At 39.3% G+C, this 20,652-nt stretch carries 13 protein-coding genes and 3 pseudogenes; 11 read left to right on the top strand and 5 right to left on the bottom strand.

All coding sequences use genetic code 11. The features are described 5' to 3' along the window. Positions 1-2: 2 nt before the first annotated feature. Positions 3-512, bottom strand: coding sequence for an antibiotic biosynthesis monooxygenase family protein (locus ACIFPW_RS20330; protein ID WP_430246889.1), 510 nt, complete (start codon positions 510-512; stop codon positions 3-5). Between the two features lie 159 nt (positions 513-671). Between ACIFPW_RS20330 and ACIFPW_RS20325 the strand changes: the two are divergent. The 9 genes and pseudogenes from ACIFPW_RS20325 (at position 672) to ACIFPW_RS20285 (ending at position 13,902) form a co-directional block, all read left to right on the top strand. Next, positions 672-2,862: pseudogene (locus tag ACIFPW_RS20325) on the top strand (transglycosylase domain-containing protein). Between the two features lie 180 nt (positions 2,863-3,042). Next, entirely contained in the window at positions 3,043-4,086 is a 1,044-nt protein-coding gene (gene hemE, locus ACIFPW_RS20320; protein WP_194219985.1) for a uroporphyrinogen decarboxylase, read from the top strand. Positions 4,087-4,107: 21 nt separating this feature from the next. Next, the gene (hemH, locus tag ACIFPW_RS20315; RefSeq protein WP_430246888.1) at positions 4,108-5,061 is read left to right on the top strand and encodes a ferrochelatase; all 954 of its coding nucleotides are present in this window, start codon (positions 4,108-4,110) and stop codon (positions 5,059-5,061) included. Next, positions 5,054-6,466, top strand: a complete 1,413-nt coding sequence (gene hemY, locus ACIFPW_RS20310; RefSeq protein ID WP_430246886.1) for a protoporphyrinogen oxidase — start codon at positions 5,054-5,056, stop codon at positions 6,464-6,466. Before hemH ends, hemY begins: the two co-directional genes overlap by 8 nt. 187 nt (positions 6,467-6,653) lie before the next feature. Then, positions 6,654-7,904, top strand: a complete 1,251-nt coding sequence (locus ACIFPW_RS20305) for an ATP-binding protein (RefSeq protein WP_430246885.1) — start codon at positions 6,654-6,656, stop codon at positions 7,902-7,904. A 10-nt stretch (positions 7,905-7,914) separates the two neighbouring features. Next, a complete protein-coding gene (locus tag ACIFPW_RS20300; protein ID WP_194219981.1) occupies positions 7,915-8,490 on the top strand; it encodes a TetR/AcrR family transcriptional regulator in 576 nt (191 codons plus the stop codon). 188 nt (positions 8,491-8,678) lie between these two features. Then, on the top strand, positions 8,679-11,006 hold the full coding sequence (locus ACIFPW_RS20295; RefSeq protein WP_430246884.1) for a YhgE/Pip family protein: 2,328 nt from the start codon (positions 8,679-8,681) through the stop codon (positions 11,004-11,006). Between the two features lie 186 nt (positions 11,007-11,192). Then, positions 11,193-12,332 (top strand): ABC transporter ATP-binding protein, encoded by a 1,140-nt coding sequence (locus ACIFPW_RS20290; protein ID WP_430246883.1) that lies wholly within the window; start codon positions 11,193-11,195, stop codon positions 12,330-12,332. Beyond that, positions 12,325-13,902 carry a glycine betaine ABC transporter substrate-binding protein gene (locus ACIFPW_RS20285; RefSeq protein WP_430246882.1) on the top strand — a complete coding sequence of 526 codons (1,578 nt, stop codon included), beginning with the start codon at positions 12,325-12,327 and terminating at the stop codon, positions 13,900-13,902. Before ACIFPW_RS20290 ends, ACIFPW_RS20285 begins: the two co-directional genes overlap by 8 nt. A gap of 47 nt (positions 13,903-13,949) precedes the next feature. On the opposite strand, the gene ACIFPW_RS20280 is transcribed toward ACIFPW_RS20285, so the two are convergent. The 3 genes and pseudogenes from ACIFPW_RS20280 to proV all read right to left on the bottom strand — a co-directional run bounded on the left by ACIFPW_RS20280 (position 13,950) and on the right by proV (position 16,926). After that, the gene (locus ACIFPW_RS20280; RefSeq protein WP_430246881.1) at positions 13,950-14,873 is read right to left on the bottom strand and encodes a glycine betaine ABC transporter substrate-binding protein; all 924 of its coding nucleotides are present in this window, start codon (positions 14,871-14,873) and stop codon (positions 13,950-13,952) included. A gap of 11 nt (positions 14,874-14,884) precedes the next feature. Next, the gene (gene choW / locus ACIFPW_RS20275) at positions 14,885-15,718 is read right to left on the bottom strand and encodes a choline ABC transporter permease subunit (protein ID WP_430246879.1); all 834 of its coding nucleotides are present in this window, start codon (positions 15,716-15,718) and stop codon (positions 14,885-14,887) included. Then, positions 15,719-16,926, bottom strand: a pseudogene (gene proV, locus ACIFPW_RS20270) (glycine betaine/L-proline ABC transporter ATP-binding protein ProV). A gap of 334 nt (positions 16,927-17,260) precedes the next feature. Here proV and ACIFPW_RS20265 point away from each other — a divergent pair. Next, positions 17,261-17,791, top strand: a complete 531-nt coding sequence (locus tag ACIFPW_RS20265; RefSeq protein WP_430246878.1) for a GbsR/MarR family transcriptional regulator — start codon at positions 17,261-17,263, stop codon at positions 17,789-17,791. 87 nt (positions 17,792-17,878) lie between these two features. Here ACIFPW_RS20265 and ACIFPW_RS20260 read toward each other — a convergent pair. Continuing rightward, positions 17,879-18,608, bottom strand: a pseudogene (locus tag ACIFPW_RS20260) (amino acid ABC transporter ATP-binding protein). 222 nt (positions 18,609-18,830) lie between these two features. Here ACIFPW_RS20260 and ACIFPW_RS20255 point away from each other — a divergent pair. Beyond that, positions 18,831-20,504, top strand: a complete 1,674-nt coding sequence (locus ACIFPW_RS20255) for an alpha-glucosidase (protein WP_430246877.1) — start codon at positions 18,831-18,833, stop codon at positions 20,502-20,504. The last annotated feature ends 148 nt before the right edge of the window (positions 20,505-20,652 follow it).

The raw sequence follows: 20,652 nt of genomic DNA, 5'->3' as shown, positions 1-20,652 counted from the left end.
AATTAAACCGAATCTGTTTTTTCGATTTGATAAGTTTTAAGATATGGCTTTCCTGAAAAGATCGTTTTTGGAAGTCCTTTACTTGTGTTACGATTTTTGTGCGCTGTTTGATAAGCTTCAGAAGTTTGCCAATTCTTGAAGTCCTTCTCAGTATTCCAGAATGTGGCGACGATATATGGATCGTTATGAACTGGACGTAAAATTCGAATTCCTTGACACCCGGGTTCATTTTCCACTTTCCCAGCGCGGTTTTTAAACCTATCTTCAAATATCGCCCGTTCACTCTCCTCAACAGGTATATGGTTTAAAACAACAAAACCAGGATCAGTTACCTCGCCTTTTTCGTCCATTAATTCGTACTTCTTAGCGTTTTTGAAAAAAGTTTCGGAAGACGTTTCGTGATAAAGTGCAGCACCATCAGAATTAGAAAAAAGCTTTACATTTTCTCCATCATGATCTTCTTTTACCTTTGATAAATAGTCGTAAGTTCCATATGTAACGTAAACGTTCATCTTATTCATCCTTTCAATGAAGTGATCAGGGAGAATTGCCTGATACTTTACCCTTATTTGGCAAAAACTAAACAGAATCGTCATTGTATATAGTACAAATATAACATTATTTCATGTAAGCTTAGCTGTAATTAAGTTAATAAGGGAGTGCCTCATAGAATGAAAAAACTCGGCATAGGCTTAATCGCAACATTAGCTGTATTCCTCATTGGATTATTAGGGTATTTGGGGATATTACTGGCTGGAAACTATGTCATCGACGAAAAAAAGCTTGTGATGAATTCAGCTACCCAACTTGTTGATGAAGATGGAGAAATTATAACTAAACTTTATTTTGAAAACCGTGAGCCGGTCTCAATAGATGATATTCCAGACCATGTTCAGGAAGCTTTCGTTGCAACAGAAGATAGCCGATTCTACGATCATCATGGACTTGATGTAAAAGCAATTGGCCGAGCGCTTTATCGTGATATTCTTGCTGGAAAAAAAGTAGAAGGCGGAAGTACGATTACACAGCAATTAGCTAAGAATGTTTTTCTAACTAATGACAAATCTTGGTTGAGGAAAACGAAAGAAGCTGTTATCGCAATTAATTTAGAACGTAATTACAGTAAAAAGAAGATATTAGAAATGTATTTAAACCAGATTTATTTTGGACATGGTGCTTATGGCATACAGTCAGCTTCCATGTTGTTTTTTAATAAACCAGTCTCAGAGTTAAGTGTTGAAGAAGGTGCCATGTTAGCTGGGCTTCCAAAAGCACCTTCAAATTATTCACCAATTAATCATCCTGAAGAGAGTAAAGAGCGTAGAGATTTAGTGCTATCTTTAATGGAGAAACAGGATTATTTAACACCAAAAGAAGCGGTTCGACTTCAAGGAAAGACGCTATCTCTTGATGTGGCAGAAGTAACAAAGGAGGCAGCTTTTCTTACGTACATTGATATGACGCTTCAAGAAGCGAAGACTCGATTTAATCTTTCGAATGAAGAAGTATTACGTGGTGGTTATAAGATCGTAGTTCCGATGGATAAAGATTTGCAGAAAGCAGCTTATGAACAATTTCAAAACGGAAAGCTTTTCCCAGGAAGTGATCCTAACAATCCGCCTCAAGGGGCTTTGACAATGATGGATGCAAAGAGTGGTGGAGTAGTAGCGGTTCAGGGAGGTCGTGATTATGTTCAGAAGGGTCTTAATCACGTGACCTCAAAGAGGCAGCCTGGATCTGCATTCAAGCCTATAGCCGTATATGGGCCAGCAATTGAGAAAAAGGAATACAGTCCTTACACATTATTAAAGGACGAAAAGACTGACTACGATGGGTATTCTCCATCTAACTATAATAACCAATACGCTGGTCAGCTCTCTCTTTATGATGCTGTCAGAGTATCTGCTAACGCACCTGCAGTTTGGTTATTAAATGAGATTGGAATTTCATATTCAAAATCTTTTCTTGAAAAAAAGTGGCCTTACAATTGAAGATAATGATTTAAAAATCGCTCTTGGAGGGATTGATAAAGGCGTTTCTCCCTATGAGATGATGGAAGCCTATCGTCCGTTTGCTCAAGAAGGAAAGCGTGTCGATCCCTATTTTATTAGTAAGTTATACAATAATGACGGCAAGGTAGTAGGTGAAGCAAAACAAGAGGAAGAGAAAGTGTACTCCAAACAAACGGCATGGTATATGACAAGAATACTCGAAGGTGTCGTTAAGAATGGTACCGCCACAAGTGGAGATGCAGATGTTGCTATCGCTGGTAAGACTGGAACAACTTCGTATGAGGGAGTATCGGGTGGTTCGCGTGATGCCTGGTTTGTCGGTTTTACACCAGATTTGGTGGGTGCAGTATGGATGGGGTATGACCGGACAACGGATTCACAGTATCTGACGGGTGGAAGTGAATATCCGGTTCAACTTTTTAAAAAGGTGGTAAATACTTCAATCGATGAGAATAGTACTAAGGAATTTAGTAAGCCTTCAGGATTGAAAGATATGGAAAAACCTATTACCCTTCCAAAAGTGAATGATTTGAAGGCAGATTTTGATTTCCTTTATGGTCTTCCCGCCGTCAAATTGAATTGGACAGCATCCTCTGATGATCGTATTGTTTATCATATCTATGAAATGAAAGATGGGGAGAGAAAAAAGATAGCTGAAGTTGAAGGAAAAGGGGAATATACAAGAAACTCGATCTCATTCTTTGGATCTGTATCTTATCAAGTAGTTCCTTATAATCCGTTAACAGAGCAAGAAGGAGAGGCATCTAATGAAGCTTCCGTCAGTTTGTTCGATAGGTTTAAAGGTAATGAAGAAGAGAAAGAAAATAAAAAGATAGAGGAAAACAGGTAAGTGAGTGAGGATTTTCACTTAAACGCTCGGTTACTTATGGTAAAGTAGACGATGTAAACGGCTTCAAAGTTGGACGATTTTATGACTTTTTTCTTCAATATCTGTACACTGAAGCTTACGATCGCTATAGTATGTAAGGATGTAAAAAAGTACGTTTTGCAATTAGAAAGGTGGACAAGCATGAATAAAGCATCATTTAATGATCAATTTCTTCGGGCATGCCGAGGAGAAGCGACAGATCATACACCTGTCTGGTATATGAGACAAGCAGGTCGATACCAGGCTGAATATAGAAAAATCAGAGAAAAATATTCATTTCATGAAATGAACCTAAACCCAGAAGTAGCGGCTGAAGTGACGCGATTTGCCGTTGAACAGCTTGGTGTTGATTCAGCGATACTATTTGCAGATATTATGACGCCACTTCCATCTATCGGGGTGGATGTAGAAATTAAATCAGGTGTAGGTCCTGTAATCGATAATCCCATTAAGAGTAGATCTGATATTGATCGACTAGGTGAACTTGATCCTCTGAAAGATATTCCTTATGTAATGGAAACTATTAAGATGCTACGGGAGCAATTGTCTGTTCCTTTAATTGGATTTAGCGGAGCGCCGTTTACTGTTGCAAGCTATATGATTGAAGGTGGACCCTCTAAGAATTATCATAAAACGAAAGCATTCATGTATTCTGATCCAGAAGGATGGTTTCAGCTAATGAATAAGCTTGGGGATATGACAATTGCTTATCTTACAGCTCAAGTAAAAGCGGGTGCTCAAGCTATCCAGTTATTTGATTCATGGGTTGGTGCGTTAAATGATATGGATTATCGGACGTATATTGCTCCTGTTATGAATCGCATTTTCTCTGCTTTAAAAGAACTGAATGTTCCACTCTTAATGTTTGGCGTTGGAGCGAGTCATCTTATTCAGGAATGGAACAAGCTGCCTGTTGATGTAATTGGAATAGACTGGAGAATTTCGATTAAGAAAGCGAGAGAAGTTGAGGGGATTAAAAAGCCGCTCATGGGGAATCTCGAGCCTGCACTTCTACTTGCACCGTGGGAAGTTATTGAACAAAGAACAAAAGAAATTCTTGATCAGGGGATGGAGACGCCAGGATTTATCTTTAATCTAGGTCATGGGGTGTTCCCACAAGTTCAAGTTGAGACATTGCAGCGTTTAACAAATTTTGTACACGAATATACGCGTAAGAACAGTTAATGGAAATGGGGGAGGTATGGCATGAAGCGAACCATTGGCCTATTAGTTATGGCTTACGGTACACCGCGAAGTGAAGCAGAAATTGAACCATACTACACACATATACGTCGGGGGAAGCGACCTACAGAAGAAATGTTGGAGGATTTGATTGAACGGTATGAAGCGATTGGTGGTATATCTCCCTTATCGGATATAACAACAAAACAGGCTCAGAAGCTAGAGGATCGTATGAATGAAGAATTTGGCGAAGAGGTAGAGTTTAAGAGCTATCTTGGCTTGAAGCATATTGAACCTTTTGTAGAAGATGCCGTTCGGAATATGCAGAAAGATGGGATTGAGGAAGCCGTTAGTCTTGTTCTTGCTCCGCATTACTCTACATTAAGTGTGAAAACCTATAATGAACGAGCGAGAGCTGAAGCAGATAAACGGGGCTTCCCCAATATCTATGCGATTGACCAGTGGTACAACGAGCCTAAGTTCATCCAATATTGGGTGAATCAATTACAATCGTGTTTAAGTCAGATTGATGCTAAGGAAAAAAAGAAAACCATTGTTATATTCTCAGCGCACAGTTTACCTGAGAGAATCTTGCAGAACGGGGATCCTTATCCTGGCCAGCTAGAAGAAACGGCAAAGCATATTGCTGAACGAGCTGGGATCGAACATTATGCTATTGGCTGGCAGAGCGAGGGCAATACGCCAGATCCGTGGATTGGGCCAGATATTCAAGATTTAACTCGAGACTTATTTGAGCAAGAAGGTTACACAGGATTTATTTACTGTCCTGTAGGATTTGTCGCTGATCATCTCGAGGTGCTATATGACAATGATTACGAATGTCAACAGATGACCAATGAGCTTGGTGCAGCCTATCATCGTCCGGAAATGCCCAATGCAACGGATGAATTTATAGAGATATTAGCCACAGTTGTGAAGCATGAACTAATAAAAAAGAAGATGATACAGTATGATTAAACAAACAAAAAAAATCGTGATTATCGGAGGCGGGATTACTGGTTTAACCGCCGCCTATTACCTTCAAAAAGAGATGAGGAACGAAAATCAATCCTATGAAATCACGTTACTTGAAGGCAAAGATCGTTTAGGTGGAAAGATTCAAACGGATACGACAAATGGCTTTGTGATTGAACGTGGTCCTGACTCCTTTCTTGCTAGAAAGGAAAGCGCAGCACGTCTTGTGAATGAAGTGGGAATGGGAGATCAACTTGTTCCGAATTCCGCTGGACAAGCCTTCGTATTAAATAATGACCAGCTCTATCCGATTCCAGGTGGAGCAGTAATGGGAATCCCAACGGAGCTTTCTCCATTTATCTCGACAAAGCTATTTAGCTTAAAAGGGAAAGCTAGAGCAGCAGGAGATTTAGTTCTTCCGAGGAGAGAACAGGGAGAGGGAGATCAGTCACTTGGACTATTCTTTCGAAGAAGACTTGGGAATGAGGTTGTTGAGAATTTAATCGAACCTTTACTGTCAGGTATTTATGCAGGAGATATCGATAAACTCAGCCTTATGTCAACTTTCCCTCAATTCTCAGAAGTGGAAAGAAAGTACCGTAGTTTAATTCTAGGGATGAAGAAGACGACACCACCTTCTCGCCGAAGCACTGGTAAGAAAAAGCCGGCTTTTCTTACGGTCAAATCAGGTTTACAGTCATTTGTTATGGGGATTGAAAGATGTTTAACAGACGTTAACATTAGAAAAAATGTTAAGGTGGATCAATTAAAGCAAAATGAGGCCGATGGATCTTACACGCTTAAGACAACAAACGGCGAGGAGTTATCAGCTGATTCTGTTATCATCACGACCCCGCATCAGCAGGTATATCATATGTTACGAGACCATCAGGAAGTAGCTCCGTTAAAGGAAATGCCTTCCACAACGGTTGCAACAGTTGCAATGGCTTTCCCTGAAGAAGCCATAAAAAAGGCAATGGACGGAACAGGATTTGTTGTATCTAGAAACGCTGATTATACGATTACCGCTTGTACCTGGACACATCGTAAGTGGCAACATTCTGCACCAAAAGGAAAAGTACTTCTTCGTTGTTATGTAGGTCGAGCAGGTAATGATGGTATTGTTGAGAAAAGTGATGAAGAAATCGTTCAGACAGTATTAAACGATCTGAATCAAATTATGGAAATTGAAGGACACCCTGAGTTTTATCGAATCACGAGATGGAGACAATCTATGCCGCAATATGAGGTTGGCCACCGTAATAGAATTCAGACCGTCATTTCAGGAATTGAAAAGAAAATGCCGGGCGTTTTTCTAGCTGGAGCTTCATACAATGGAGTAGGTCTCCCTGACTGTATTGATCAGGGTGAGGCAGCTGTAGCCTCAGTTCAAAATTTCTTCAAATAAAAAGAAAGGTTCACCGAATGCGGTGAACCTTTTTTATATTTCTCTTCTCTATAGAATACTTAATGAAGTGTATTTTGTATAAATTAACAAATGTTATACTGGAACTATTATCTATTTTTGTTAGTGCAGAAGAAATTCTAATGGTAGAATGTATATGGCAACAATTAGTAATAAAGGAGTACGAATCATGTCGGAAATGGCAAGGCCCTTACTTATTAATATTTCAATGCTCTTTTCAGTCTTATTTCTCCGGAATATGGTCATGCCATTTACAAGAGCAAGCTCGATAAACCTGAGAGAGAAAATAATTTATGGAGTGATCAGTTCCTTGATGGCTCTGCTTTGTATGCTCTTTCCGTTAGAAAAATTCGGAGATACAGTTTTTGATTTAAGAGTTGTTCCTCTTATTCTTGTAACATTATACGGTGGCAAACTGCCTGGTCTCATTTGCATGATCACGATTTCTGTAACACGAACTTGGATGGGTGGAGAAAATGCTTGGGTTGGAGTTCTTATTGCGATTGTTGGTTTTCTCATTGCAATTGGATTTATGAACTACTTTCAAAGATCAATCCGAAAGTGGAAAGGGATTATTTTCACAGGAATTCTATTTATCATTTCGTATATTGCCATCATTCTTATTTTCTTAGAACCGTTAAAAGCCTATTTTTATCCGATCTATTTCACGTCATTTGCAATCGCCTATTTCATTATTTTCTATTTAACTGAACGACTTGTATTAATAAATATTCAACTTCAAGAAACGGTTTATCTTGAGAAACTATCAGTTGCGGGAAAAATGGCTGCTGCTATCGCTCATGAAATACGGAATCCGCTTACGACTGTTAAAGGTCTTCTGCAGTTTATTTCGGCTGATACAGCGGACACTAAAGTTCAAAATTATGCCCCATTGATGCTTGAAGAAATCGAGCGGACGAATAAAATCATTACAGATTATTTGATGCTTATCAAACCTTCAAAAAGTGACTGTGAAAAAGTAGATTTGAATAAAATTGTCAGAGATACAGTTGCATTAACGGAAGTATTAGCCTCGTATTACGCGGTTAAGATTCAATATGATGAAAAGGGCGAATTTCATATATGGGGTAATCCCCAAGAATTAAAACAATGTTTAATAAACGTTATAAAAAATGCAATTGAATCAATTGAAGGAGAAGGATTGATTCATGTTGCTTTGCAATACGGAACAAAAAGAGGTACGGTAGATATCGTTATTCGTGATAATGGAGCCGGGATGAGCAAGGAAGAGCTTGAAAAGATCGGTCTACCATTTTATACAACAAAATCGAAAGGAACTGGCTTAGGTACAATGATCACGAACCGGCTAATTCGAAATATTGGTGGAAGAGTGAATTACACAAGTATACTAGGCGAAGGAACGACGGTTACAATAACACTACCAATCACAAAGCAATAGGGGGATAATGATGACGTTCGATCGAAGAAAAAGCATTCTAGAAGCAGCAGAAAAATCTTTTTCCATGTTTGGTTATAAAGCAACGACAATGGACCAAGTCGCTAAAATTGCGAATGTAGGAAAAGGAACCATATATACCTTTTTCAAAAATAAAGAAGAGCTATTCAATGAAATTGTAAGAGGTATGGTGTTGGAGTTGAAGGGGCTTGCTCAAGATTCCATTCATAGAGAGGAGTCCTTTTTTGTCAATCTCCATCGTGCTCTTTATAGTGTGCTGGAACATCGGAAGGAGCACAAATTAGCTATAAAGCTATCTCAAGAAGTGCGTGAAATTGGAACGCCTGCAGCAATGGACGCCCTTGATCTTGTTGAGAAAGCCATTCTTTCTTTTCTAGAACAAGAAATCGAGAGAGGTATTTCTGATGGTGAAGTGAAGAAGTGTGATCCTTCTCTTACAGCATTTCTTATGTTTAAAATGTATATTGCACTCATTTTTGACTGGGAAAAAACTCATTCTTCATTTACGAAAGAAGAAATTGCAAATCACCTGGAATTTTATATGATGAGTGGGATTAAATTGAAGTAGCAGTATCCAAAGAAAGTGGACTACTGCTATTGCTATTCTAATGAAACGGTGTTATATTACTTTTTGTAGCAAAAAATGACCATTATTAAAAATTGGTCAATCGAGGCGTTTATATAAAAAGAACATTGCTTTTTTTTGGCTTAAAATGACCAATTGAGAAATTTGGTCAAATAGACAGGAGGACAAAAATGAAAAAATCATCTCGGCTATTTCGGTCAGAATGGTCGTCATTGTTAAAAAATAAAAAAATCTTAATTCCCGTTATTGCGGTGTTGTTTATTCCAGTAATGTATAGTGGAATGTTTTTGTGGGCATTCTGGGATCCTTATGAAAATCTAGATCAAATTCCCGTAGCTGTTGTAAATAGTGACAGTGGGGCAGATTTCGAAGGGGAACATCTTGAAATCGGTAATGAATTAGTAGATAAACTGAAAGATGAACCGGAATTCAAGTGGGATTTTGTAGATGAAGAAGAAGCGAACAAAGGGCTTGAAGATCAAACTTATTATATGAAAATTCAAATTCCTGAGAACTTCTCTCAGAAATCGACAACTGTTCTTGATGAACACCCGGATAAACTAAACCTTGAATATGTTCCCAATGAAAGCTTTAACTTTCTAGCTGGACAAATCGGTGGAACGGCTGTTAGTGAAATTAAATCTCAAATTGCTGAGAACATCACTGAAAATTACAGTGAGCTTGTCTTTGATAAGTTCAGTGAAATAGCTGATGGTTTATCGGAAGCAACAGATGGTGCAGGTGAGCTTGCTGATGGCTCTTCCGAATTGAAAGACGGTACGCAGCAGTTGAAAGACAACTTAGCCTCTCTCAATGAAGGGTCAATTGAGTTAACCAACGGCATTAGTAGTGCAGAAAACGGGTCCATTGATCTTGCAAATGGCATTAGTAAGGTAAATAAAGGTACAACCGATTTATTAAACGGTTTAAAAGAAAAACAACCAGAAGTTAGTGAGCTAGCTGATGGAGCTTCAAGAGTAAGTAATGGGCTTGGAGAACTTAGTACTAAAATGGGTGAATTTAAAGTTGGCCAAGAAGAACTTCTATCTGGTGTTAAAGAAAGCCGCGCTGGAACGAAGCAGTTAATGGCTGGATTAGATCAATCTGTTGCAGAATTAGAAAATAGTTCATTACCAGAAGTTGATACAGAAGGATTAAAACAGTCACTAACGAGTGGAGTAACGAATGCAACTGCGGTACCTAAAGAACTGCAAGGCGTAATTGAATCAATTCAAGCAAGTGATCAATATACGGATGAGCAGAAGCAGGCGCTAATTAGCCAGCTTCAACCGATTGCTGAGAAATCTGGTTCAGCGGCGAAGTCAGTTGGAGAAGTAGCAACGACATTTGCTAACGCTTCAGATAAACTTTCAGGTGTATCTTCTAAGATGAATGCTCTATTAGAAGGACAAAGGAAACTTGCTCAAGGTGCTAGTGGTCTTTATGAAGGACAAGGAAAACTAGAAGATGGACTCAGTGATCTTGGTGATGGCATTAATCAAGCAGAGTCTGGAATTGCTCAGCTTCAAGAAGGAGCAATGCGGGTTGCAGATGGTAACGATACTGTAGCGACTGGTTGGAACAGCATGATTGATAATGTTGGCACAATTAACTCAGGAATGAATGGACTATCAAGTGGTTCACAAGAGCTTGTGAGTGGGCTATCAGAACTAGAAGGTGGTTCGTCTGATTTATCATCCGGTGCAGGTCAATTAGCGGATGGATCTAAAGATCTTGACAGCGGGGCACAGAAACTCACAGATGGTACAACAGAGCTTCGTGATAAACTTGGCGAAGCGGCTGAGGAAACTTCTAATACAAATGCTGATGATGAAACGTACAATATGTTTGCTGATCCAGTAAATGTAGATACAGAAGCCGTCTCATCTGTACCAAACTATGGAACAGGTTTTGCGCCATACTTCCTTTCACTTGGTCTATTTGTAGGAGCGCTACTTATGTCCATTGTGTTCCCACTTCGTGATCCGGCTGGAAGCCCACGTACAGCAATTGGATGGTTTATGAGCAAATATGGCATTCTACTATCTGTTGGAGTGATTCAGGCGCTTGTGTCGGATGCGCTTCTATTATACGGATTGCAAATAGAAGTACAGAGTATTCCATTATTCCTACTCTTCTCTATTGTATCCAGTCTCGCTTATATGGCGTTGATTCAGTTCTTTGTAACAACGTTAGGAGATCCAGGGCGATTTGTAGCGATCATTGTTTTGATTTTACAATTAACAACAAGTGCAGGAACATTCCCGCTTGAGTTAATTCCAGAAGGACTACAAATCTTTAACACATGGTTGCCAATGACGTATACAGTTTCTGGTTTGAAAGCCGTCATTTCAAGTGGTGATTTTGACTTCATGTGGCAAAATGTATATGTTCTCTTAGGATTTATTGCGATCTTTGCTATTGGAACCATTACCTTCTTCTTTGTAGAATTGAAAAAGCGTAAAAAGCATGGCTTGGAACCAGCTATGAATGAATAATGAAACAAGAGGCCGTCTCTATCATTTGATAGAGACGGCCTCTTTTCTTTTGATAAATGAATGGAAAAACGATACAGTAATAGTAAGAAAGTTGTGATGAAGCGCCATTGAGGGTTTCATATTAGGTTATGGAAGGGTAAGTATTATGAAGTTATGGATTTTTCGGGAGGCAGGAGAGGCGATAGAATGATTACTTTCGAGCATATTAGTAAGAAATTTGCTGATGGTACTGAAGCACTCAAGGATATTAATTTACATATTGAAAAGGGCGAGTTATTAACGCTCATTGGGCCAAGCGGCTGTGGAAAAACGACTACTATGAAGATGATTAATCGATTAATAGAGCCAAGTGGTGGACAAATTTATATTGATGGAAAACCAATATCGGATCAGGACCCGGTTGAACTAAGAAGAAGCATTGGATATGTCATTCAACAAATTGGACTTTTGCCACATATGACAATTGCTGAAAATATTGCCTTAATTCCCAAACTGAAAAAATGGGACAAAGATAAAATAGATAAGCGCGTCGATGAAATGCTTAATCTTGTAGGGTTAGAACCTTCTATTTTTCGGTCTCGCTATCCACTAGAATTGAGTGGCGGTCAACAGCAAAGAGTTGGTGTCATTCGTGCACTTGCAGCAGAACCACCAATTATTTTGATGGACGAGCCATTTAGCGCATTAGATCCTATTAGTCGAGAACAGCTTCAGGACGAGCTTGTAAAGCTACAGAAAGAAATTCAGAAAACAATTGTTTTCGTTACGCACGACATGGATGAAGCTATGAAAATCGCCGATCGTATTGCCATTATGAAAGATGGCGAAATTCTTCAGCTAGATACGCCGGATCGCTTGCTACGCCACCCTAAGAATGAATTTGTCCGCAATTTCATAGGTGATGAACGAATGGCTAAAGGGCAAGCTCCAACAGCTGTCGATTTAATGATTAGAAAAGTAGCAACTGTGAAAGAAAGTAGAGGTCTTGCAGAAGCGTTCCGTCTAATGAAATCAGAGCGAGTCGATAGCCTGGTTGTAACAGGGCCAGAGCAGGAATATATCGGTGTCGTTACGCTAGAACAGGTCCAAAACCATTATGGTGATGATGGGAAACGAATTGTGGATGTGATTGAAGTGATCGAGTCCATTAATGAGAGCACGCTCTACCCTGAAATAGCGAAACGATTTGCTGAAAATCAGCCGATCAGTATCCCTGTAGTTGAAGATAATAAGCTTACAGGATTAGTTACAAGAAGTAGTATGATGCGAGGGTTAGCAGGACTTGAACAATATGATCAAAGAGAGGAGGGAAGCCTGAATGAATGACGAGAATTTTTTCATTCTATTTATTGAGACGATGCAGAATCGTTGGGATGATATACTAGTAGCACTTCAGGAGCACCTTTTCCTTTCGTTCATCTCTATTGTGATTGCGATATTAATATCTGTTCCACTTGGTATTTTTATTTCACGGAGAAAGAAGCTAGCGGAGCCATTCATTGCGGTTGCAGCTATCTTTCAAACAGTACCAAGTTTAGCCCTGTTCGGGTTTCTTATTCCATTTCTAGGGATTGGAAACATAACTGCTATTATTGCTTTAACGGTTTACGCGCTTCTTCCAATCCTCAGAAATACGTACACTGGCATCACTTCCGTAGATCAATCTTCTATTGAAGCTGGAAGAGGGATGGGTATGACGAATATGCAAATTTTGATGAAGATTGAAGTGCCTCTTTCTCTACCGGTTATTATGGCTGGTGTCAGAACAGCTACTGTCCTAACAATCGGAGTTGCAACTCTCGCTACTTTTGTAGGTGCAGGAGGACTTGGCGATATTATATATCGTGGTCTTACCTCGAATAAAGATGAGCTCGTATTAGCTGGTGCACTTCCTGCAACTATTCTGGCTCTTGGATTTGATTTAATTCTAAAATTATTAGAAAATGCGGCAACTCCTAAAGGAGTTAAAGCAAAAAAAATAAAGGGAGAGATTCGTTTGAAGAGAATTACCTTACTTTTACTAGGAGTTGTCATGGTTCTTGCTGCATGTGGAGGAGATAGCGGAAGTGAAGAAAGTGATCCGATCGTTATTTCCGGTAAGCCCTGGACTGAGCAATATATCTTACCACACCTTCTTGCGGAGTACATAAAGGCTAACAGTGATTATGAAGTAGAGGTTGATGCAGGTGTTGGTGAAGTAAATATTCTACAACAGGCGCTTATCGATGGTGATATTGATATGTACGTGGAATATACAGGTACAGGTCTTGAAGCGGTACTTAAAGAAAGTGCTGAATCAGATGAGTCAGCTGATGAGATTTTTAAACGTGTGAAAAAAGGATACAAAGATGAATATAATCTTGTTTGGCTTGAACCACTTGGATTTGAGAATGGCTACACGCTTGCAATGACTCAAGACACAAAAAAAGAGGTAAATGCAAAAACGTTCTCGGACATTATCCCAGCTTCAGATGATTTGGTATTTGGTGGACCACACACGTTCTATGAAAGAGAAGATGGTTACGATGCACTCGTAGAAGCTTATGGGTTTACTTACAAGGATGAAGTGAGTCTAGATCCGAATATCATGTACGATGCTTTAAATGAAGGAGAAGTTGACGTCATCCCAGCTTTTACCACTGATGGTCGAATTGCTCGTTTTGATCTTGCGACAACCGAAGACGATAAGCAATTTTTCCCACCATATTATGCTGCACCAATTGTTCGCCAGGAAGTTCTAGATTCACATCCTGATCTTGAGAAGGTTGTGAACGAATTTGCTGGAAGTATTTCAGAAGAAGAAATGTCTGAAATGAATGCAAAAGTGGATATGGATGGAGAAGAGCCTGAGGATGTTGCAATGGAATTCTTGAAAGAAAAAGTGTTGATTGATTAATAAAAAAAGCGAGATGAGGAATTCCTCATCTCGCTTTTTCATTTATGTTATTCAGCTGGTTTTAAATCTTCAATCGATTCAGCTTCAACGTATGATGGAACAACAAGTCCTGTTTTCGCACCTTCAAGGTTTACTCCAAGACGGTCCATGTTGTCACCATATTCATCTAGAAGGTCAGCGTGTGTAATTGGAAGCCATCCAGCTACCATTGCGTCAGCATCACCTTCAGAAACAGCGATGAACATAGAAGCTGCATCAAGTTGAGTTAATTTAACCTCATAGCCTACGCTCTCAAGAACTTTAGCTACTACGTTCGTACTTGCGATTTCAGAATCCCATGCTACATATGCAAGTGAGATTTCTTCACCGTCTACTTCATCAGCACCTTTAGTCCATTCTTCTACCATGTCGGAATGTTCGTCTACCCAGTTTTGTGCTGCTTCTTCAGGCTTAGCACCTTCCTGTACTTCGACCATAACATCGCCCATATCTTCTGGAGTCCAGTTGAACTGATCAAGAATTGTATGAGCAGAAGGCTGATCTTCTTTTAACCCCATACGTGCAAAAGTTTCGATGTTTTCTTCATCTCCATAAAGACCTTGTGGATCTTCAAGGTATTTAAGGTCGTATTTGGCGAACATCCAATGTGGTGTCCAACCAGTAACGATAATCGGTTCTTCATCATCAATTGCTTTACCAAGTTCTGCAGCCATAGCAGCTGAAGAGGACTCGATTAATTCCCAACCCTTAAGGCTATCGTACTCTTCAAGTGCAGATGTCGTAGCTTTCATAATACCAGCGCCTGGTTCAATTCCTACGATTTCGTAATCTACTGCTTCTCCAACGTTAGTACCGCCTTCGCTGGAACCTTCACTGCTATCTCCGCCATTGTTACCGCCGCAAGCAGCAAGAATCAATGTGAGTGACAAAAATAGTGCAAGTCCTGTTAACCCTTTTTTAAAGTTAAACATGTAATTCCCCCTTAATTTTTTGTTTTACCTATATTTTGAGAAATCCGGTCAAGCATAATCGCTAGAATAACAATGGCAAGACCAGCTTCAAAACCAATACCAACTTTAATCTGTGTTACAGCGCGATATACGTCTGCTCCGAGACCTAGTGCACCTACTAGAGATGCAATAACGACCATTGATAGTGAAAGCATGATGCTTTGGTTAATTCCTGCCATGATCGTTGGAGTAGCAAGTGGGAGTTGTATTTTAAACAACTTTTGTTTTGTTGTAGATCCAAATGCATTAGATGCTTCGATTAAATCTTCAGGCACCTGACGAATGCCGAGATTCGTAAGACGAATCGTAGGAGGCATTGCAAAGATAACAGAAGCTATGATTCCAGGTACCATACCAATCCCAAAGAATAGAATAGCTGGGATGAGGTATACGAATGCAGGCATTGTCTGCATGAAATCCAATATCGGTGTGATAATTCCTCTTACACGGTCACTTTGTGATGCCCAGATTCCAAGTGGTACACCGAGAATAATCGATATAATGACCGAAGTTAAAACAAGTGCTAGTGTTTGAATAGTTGGGTCCCAATAACCGAGATTATCGATTAACAGAAGTCCAAGTAACGTGAATACTGCTATTGGCCAGCGACTAGACCACCATGCCAGAATCGTAAAGATTGCAATGAGAACAAGAGCTGGCGGGAAACCTAGTATGGAAACGATCCCTTCTACGAACCAATCAATCCCAGATGTAATACTATCGAAAACTGGTTCAAGGTTATCGGTTAACGTATCAACAATACTATCAACCCAGTCAGCTAGTGGTATTTTAGGAAAAAGTTGCATTTAGTTCACCTCGCCTTTCGTGGATTCAGTTTCGTGGCCTGCGAGTGCCCCGATAACTGCTCCTCTTACAATGATGCCTTGAAATTTATCGGCTTCATCGACAACGGGGAGAGGAAGGGATGAGTCTGCCATTTTCACAAACATATCCGTTAGTAAAGTCTCTGGTGATACAGTAGGAAGGTCTGTGATCAAAATGTCATTTATATCTTTCTTTTCCTCAATAGCTTTTGCCGTAGCATCTGCTGTAATAGCGCCTAACAGCTTTTTCTTTTTATCAACAATATAAATACTGGATAATTTTTGTTCTCTCATAAGCTCCAGTGCAACACGTGGCCCACGATCAGCTCGTAGCGTTTCAGCACGTTTCATTACGTGGGAAGCTGTTAACACTTTTGAAAGATCCACATCTTCAACGAAGCGTTCAACGTAGTCATTTGCAGGATTTGTCATGATTTCTTCTGGAGAACCAATTTGAACGATAGAACCATCTTTCATTAATGCAATGCGATCTCCAATGCGAAGTGCTTCATCGAGGTCATGTGTAATAAAGACGATCGTTTTTTCCATTGATTCTTGAAGTTCAAGGAGCTCATCTTGCATGTCTTTACGAATAAGCGGATCTAGTGCACTAAATGCTTCATCCATTAATAGTACATCTGGATCGTTCGCAAGAGCACGAGCAAGACCAACACGCTGCTGCATACCACCACTTAATTCAGAAGGAAAACTATTTTCATATCCTTTCAAACCAACAAGTTCAAGTGATTCTTGCGCTTTTTTTGCTCGGTTTTCTTTGCCAATACTTTGTACCTCTAGTCCATATTCCGTGTTTTCAAGAACAGTACGATGTGGAAAAAGAGCAAAGCGTTGGAATACCATACTAAGCTTCTTTCTTCTCACTTCACGAAGCTGTTCAGGTTTCATCCTGACGATATCTTCATCATCAATGAGAACCTGACCTGAAGTTGGTTCAATTAATCGATTGAGTAGACGAACAAGCGTAGATTTACCACTACCTGATAGTCCCATGATGACAAAGATTTCACCGGATATACATCGAAGCTTGCTCGATTTACACCCACAGTATTTCCAGTTTCTTTAAGTATTTCACTTTTTGATTTGCCCTGATCTAATAGCTTTATAGCTTGTTTGGGCGATTTGCCAAATACTTTTGTTACGTCTTTTACAGTAATTTTGGCTTTTTCCATAGTTTCACCTCTGCCTTTATTAATAAATTTCAACGGTTAAAGTTACAAAAATCACTGAAATATGTCGAAATTTACGATAATCAGTCATTTACTAGTCTTTTTTTACCGACCTATTAAGTATAGAGCGTAGGTACTTAATACTACAAACGTCGTGAGAGCTCAAAATCAGTTAATTCAGTACATACAGAAAAAACTGTACAAACTAAACAGGTAAATGCTTAAGTATCGTCAAGGATGCTAGTATATGCTACACGGTTCACATGTAAACTTTACAATCAACGAGGTTAACACTAAACTATGAAATGACAAACGATTGGAAAAGTAGGTGCATAGTTTGCGAGATAATAGAGTAGAGAATGCGAGAGAACGTGTTATTGAATCCATCTCTAAAAATATGGATATATATAGCGTCACGCCTTCTGTGGGGCGACTATACGGAGCGATGTTCTTTGAGAAAGAGCCAATGACTCTTGATGAAATGAAGGATAAACTTCAAATGAGTAAGACAAGTATGTCTACCGGAGTAAGAACTTTAATCGACTTAAATATGGTTGATAAGGTATGGAGAAAGGGCGAGCGTAAAGATCTTTACGAGGTGAAGTCAGATTGGTATCAAACCTTTACAGATTTCTTTTGTATTCACTGGCGTAAAGGAATTGAAATGAATAGAGATGCTTGTAGAGAATCCATTTCTGAACTTATGGACGTACTGGAGAATGATATTTCTAACGAAGAAAAAATGACGGCAGAAGCAGATTTAGATAAAATGTCTTATGCGTTGGGATACTATGAGTGGTTGAATAAGGTAGTGGATTTATTCGAATCTAGAAAGATATTTGATGTTATTGATAATGAAGAAGAGTAGAGGGAATTAGCAAGATATTGCTTCATGAAAATTTTGAATACGTTCTACATAATAACAAAACGTGCAGGGTTTTCCCTGCACGTTTTGTTATAGGATTTTACTTAAGAAAGCTTTCGTCCGTTCGTTTTGAGGATTTGAGAACAGTTCATTTGGAACATTTTCTTCAACGATATATCCCCCGTCCATGAAAATCACACGATCGCCTACTTCACGAGCAAACCCCATTTCATGTGTGACAACAACCATTGTCATACCTTCTTTGGCAAGGTCTTTCATGACTTCTAGAACTTCACCAATCATTTCAGGGTCAAGTGCAGAGGTTGGTTCATCGAAAAGCATAACTTTTGGCTCCATAGCAAGAGCCCTTGCTATAGCGACACGCTGCTTTTGCCCCCCTGATAGTTCCCCTGGATAATTATTGGCTTTATCTTCAAGGCCAACTTTTTGCGAGAAGCTCCTTCGCCTTTTGGACTGAGTTTTGTTTGTTATCCCCTTTGACTTTAATTGGGGCTAATGTCACATTTTCAAGCACGGTTTTATGAGGGAAAAGGTTAAAATGTTGAAAAACCATTCCAACGTCCTGTCGAACTTTGTTGATATTCGTCTTAGGGTCAGCTATGTTGTGGCCATTTACGATCACACTACCACCAGTTATTTCTTCTAATTTATTTAAACACCGAAGAAAGGTACTTTTACCTGAGCCAGAAGGACCAACGACGCATACAACCTCTTTTTCTTTTACGTCTGTATTAATATTCTTAAGTACTTCTAAATCTCCGAACGATTTCTTTAGATCTTTTACTTGGATGATGCTCATTGTTGCTCCTATCTCCTCTCGTTCTACATTCTTCCTTCGTTTGGAAGGGTTTGCCGATAAATTCTATTATACCAATCCTTGATTCATTTATAAAAGAACTTGTCCTTATTGAGGGGAAACTAGGGATTGTTAGCTGTTGTACTATAACCAGCATTCTTTTATAATAGTTAGTGAAAACGTTTGCGCAAATTAAGAAATTATCTTTTTCTAGGAGGATGCAGCATGGCACAGCAGTGGTGGAAGGAAAGCGTCGTTTATCAAATATATCCTCGAAGTTTTAATGATAGCAACGGTGATGGCATTGGAGATATTAAGGGAATTACGGAAAAGCTCGATTATTTAAAAGAGTTAGGAATAGATGTCGTTTGGCTCTCACCAGTGTATCAGTCACCGAATGATGATAATGGATATGATATAAGTGATTATCGAAACATTATGGATGAGTTCGGTACGATAGAAGATTGGAATGAGATGTTAGAAGAGATGCACAATAGAGGGATTCGTCTAGTTATGGATCTCGTTGTTAATCATTCTTCTGATGAGCACAAATGGTTTTCTGAAGCGAGGAAATCGAAGGATAATCCATATCGTGATTACTATATATGGCGAGAAGGAAAAGGGGATCAGCCTCCTAACAATTGGGGCTCCTTTTTCGGTGGGTCTGCATGGCAGTACGATGAGGAGAGTCAGGAATATTTTCTTCATCTATTTTCAAAAAAGCAGCCTGATTTAAATTGGGAAAATGAAAAATTGAGAGAAGAAGTCTATGATCTGATGAAATTCTGGCTAGATAAAGGGGTGGATGGATTCAGAATGGATGTCATTAATTTGATTTCCAAAACCCCTGGTTTACCAGATGCCGAAGTAACAGCAGATTCTCCTTATCAATGGGGAGGAGAGCATTTTGTAAATGGACCTAAATTTATTGATTATATGAATGAAATGAATGAAAAGGTTCTGAAGAAATTCAATGCTATGACTGTTGGTGAAATGCCAATGGCGACACCTGAGGATGGAAAAAGGTACACAAATGAAGACACCGGTATTGTAAACATGCTCTTTCAATTCGAACATATGGATGTGACGAGTGGACCTGGTGGGAAGTGGGATCAGCAGCCATGGAAACTCACTGATTTAAAGCGGATTATTTCAAAATGGCAAACTGAGCTACACGGAAATGGGTGGAACAGTCTTTACATGGAGAATCACGATCAACCTCGCTCAGTTTCCGTATTCGGTGATGACCAGGAATATCGAGTAACATCAGCAAAAATGCTTGCAGCCTGGCTTCATTTTCTTCAAGGTACGCCTTATATTTATCAAGGTCAGGAGCTTGGTATGACGAATGTCTACTTCGATTCAATTGAAGAATATGAAGATATAGAAACGCTTAATATGTATACAGAAGAAGTTATTGAAAAAGGAGAAACACCAGAGAAAGTTTTAGAGGCGATCCATAAAAAAGGTCGTGATAATGCGCGAACCCCTATGCAGTGGACTGAAGAGGAGAACGCTGGATTTACGACGGGTAATCCGTGGCTAAAAGTAAACGACAATTATCATGAGGTTAATGCGAGAAAGGCTTTAAGTAATGAAGATTCTACTTTTTACTTTTATAAGAATTTGATTCGACTTCGAAAAGAACTTCCAGTCATGATCCATGGTGATTATCAGCTGCATTTAGAAGAAGATGAGAATTTGTACGTGTATACAAGAAGCTATAATGGTAGAAGCTTACTTCTTGCAGCAAACTTCTCAAAAGAAACATGTGAGATGAAGCTGCCTCACACCCTAAGTGGTGGAGAGTTACTGGTTCATAATTACGAGGAAGTAAGTCATCTCTTGCAGAATGAATCGATTATGAGACCGTATGAAGTGAAAGCATATTTACTATAGGAAGAAACGTGGGCATTCGCTCACGTATTCTTTTGTACAAGCTATCATAGGCTTATTTAGTTATCATTTTATTGGTTTTAAAAGGATTGAATTCTCTGTTTCGAGGGAAGCTAATTTTGGGAAAAAGAATTTACATGAAAAGTGATCG

The sequence above is a fragment of the Pseudalkalibacillus sp. NRS-1564 genome (genome assembly GCF_050467905.1).
GTDB classification, from domain to species: Bacteria; Bacillota; Bacilli; order Bacillales; family Guptibacillaceae; genus Guptibacillus; species Guptibacillus hwajinpoensis_B.
This window is presented reverse-complemented; position numbering and strand designations above follow the sequence as displayed.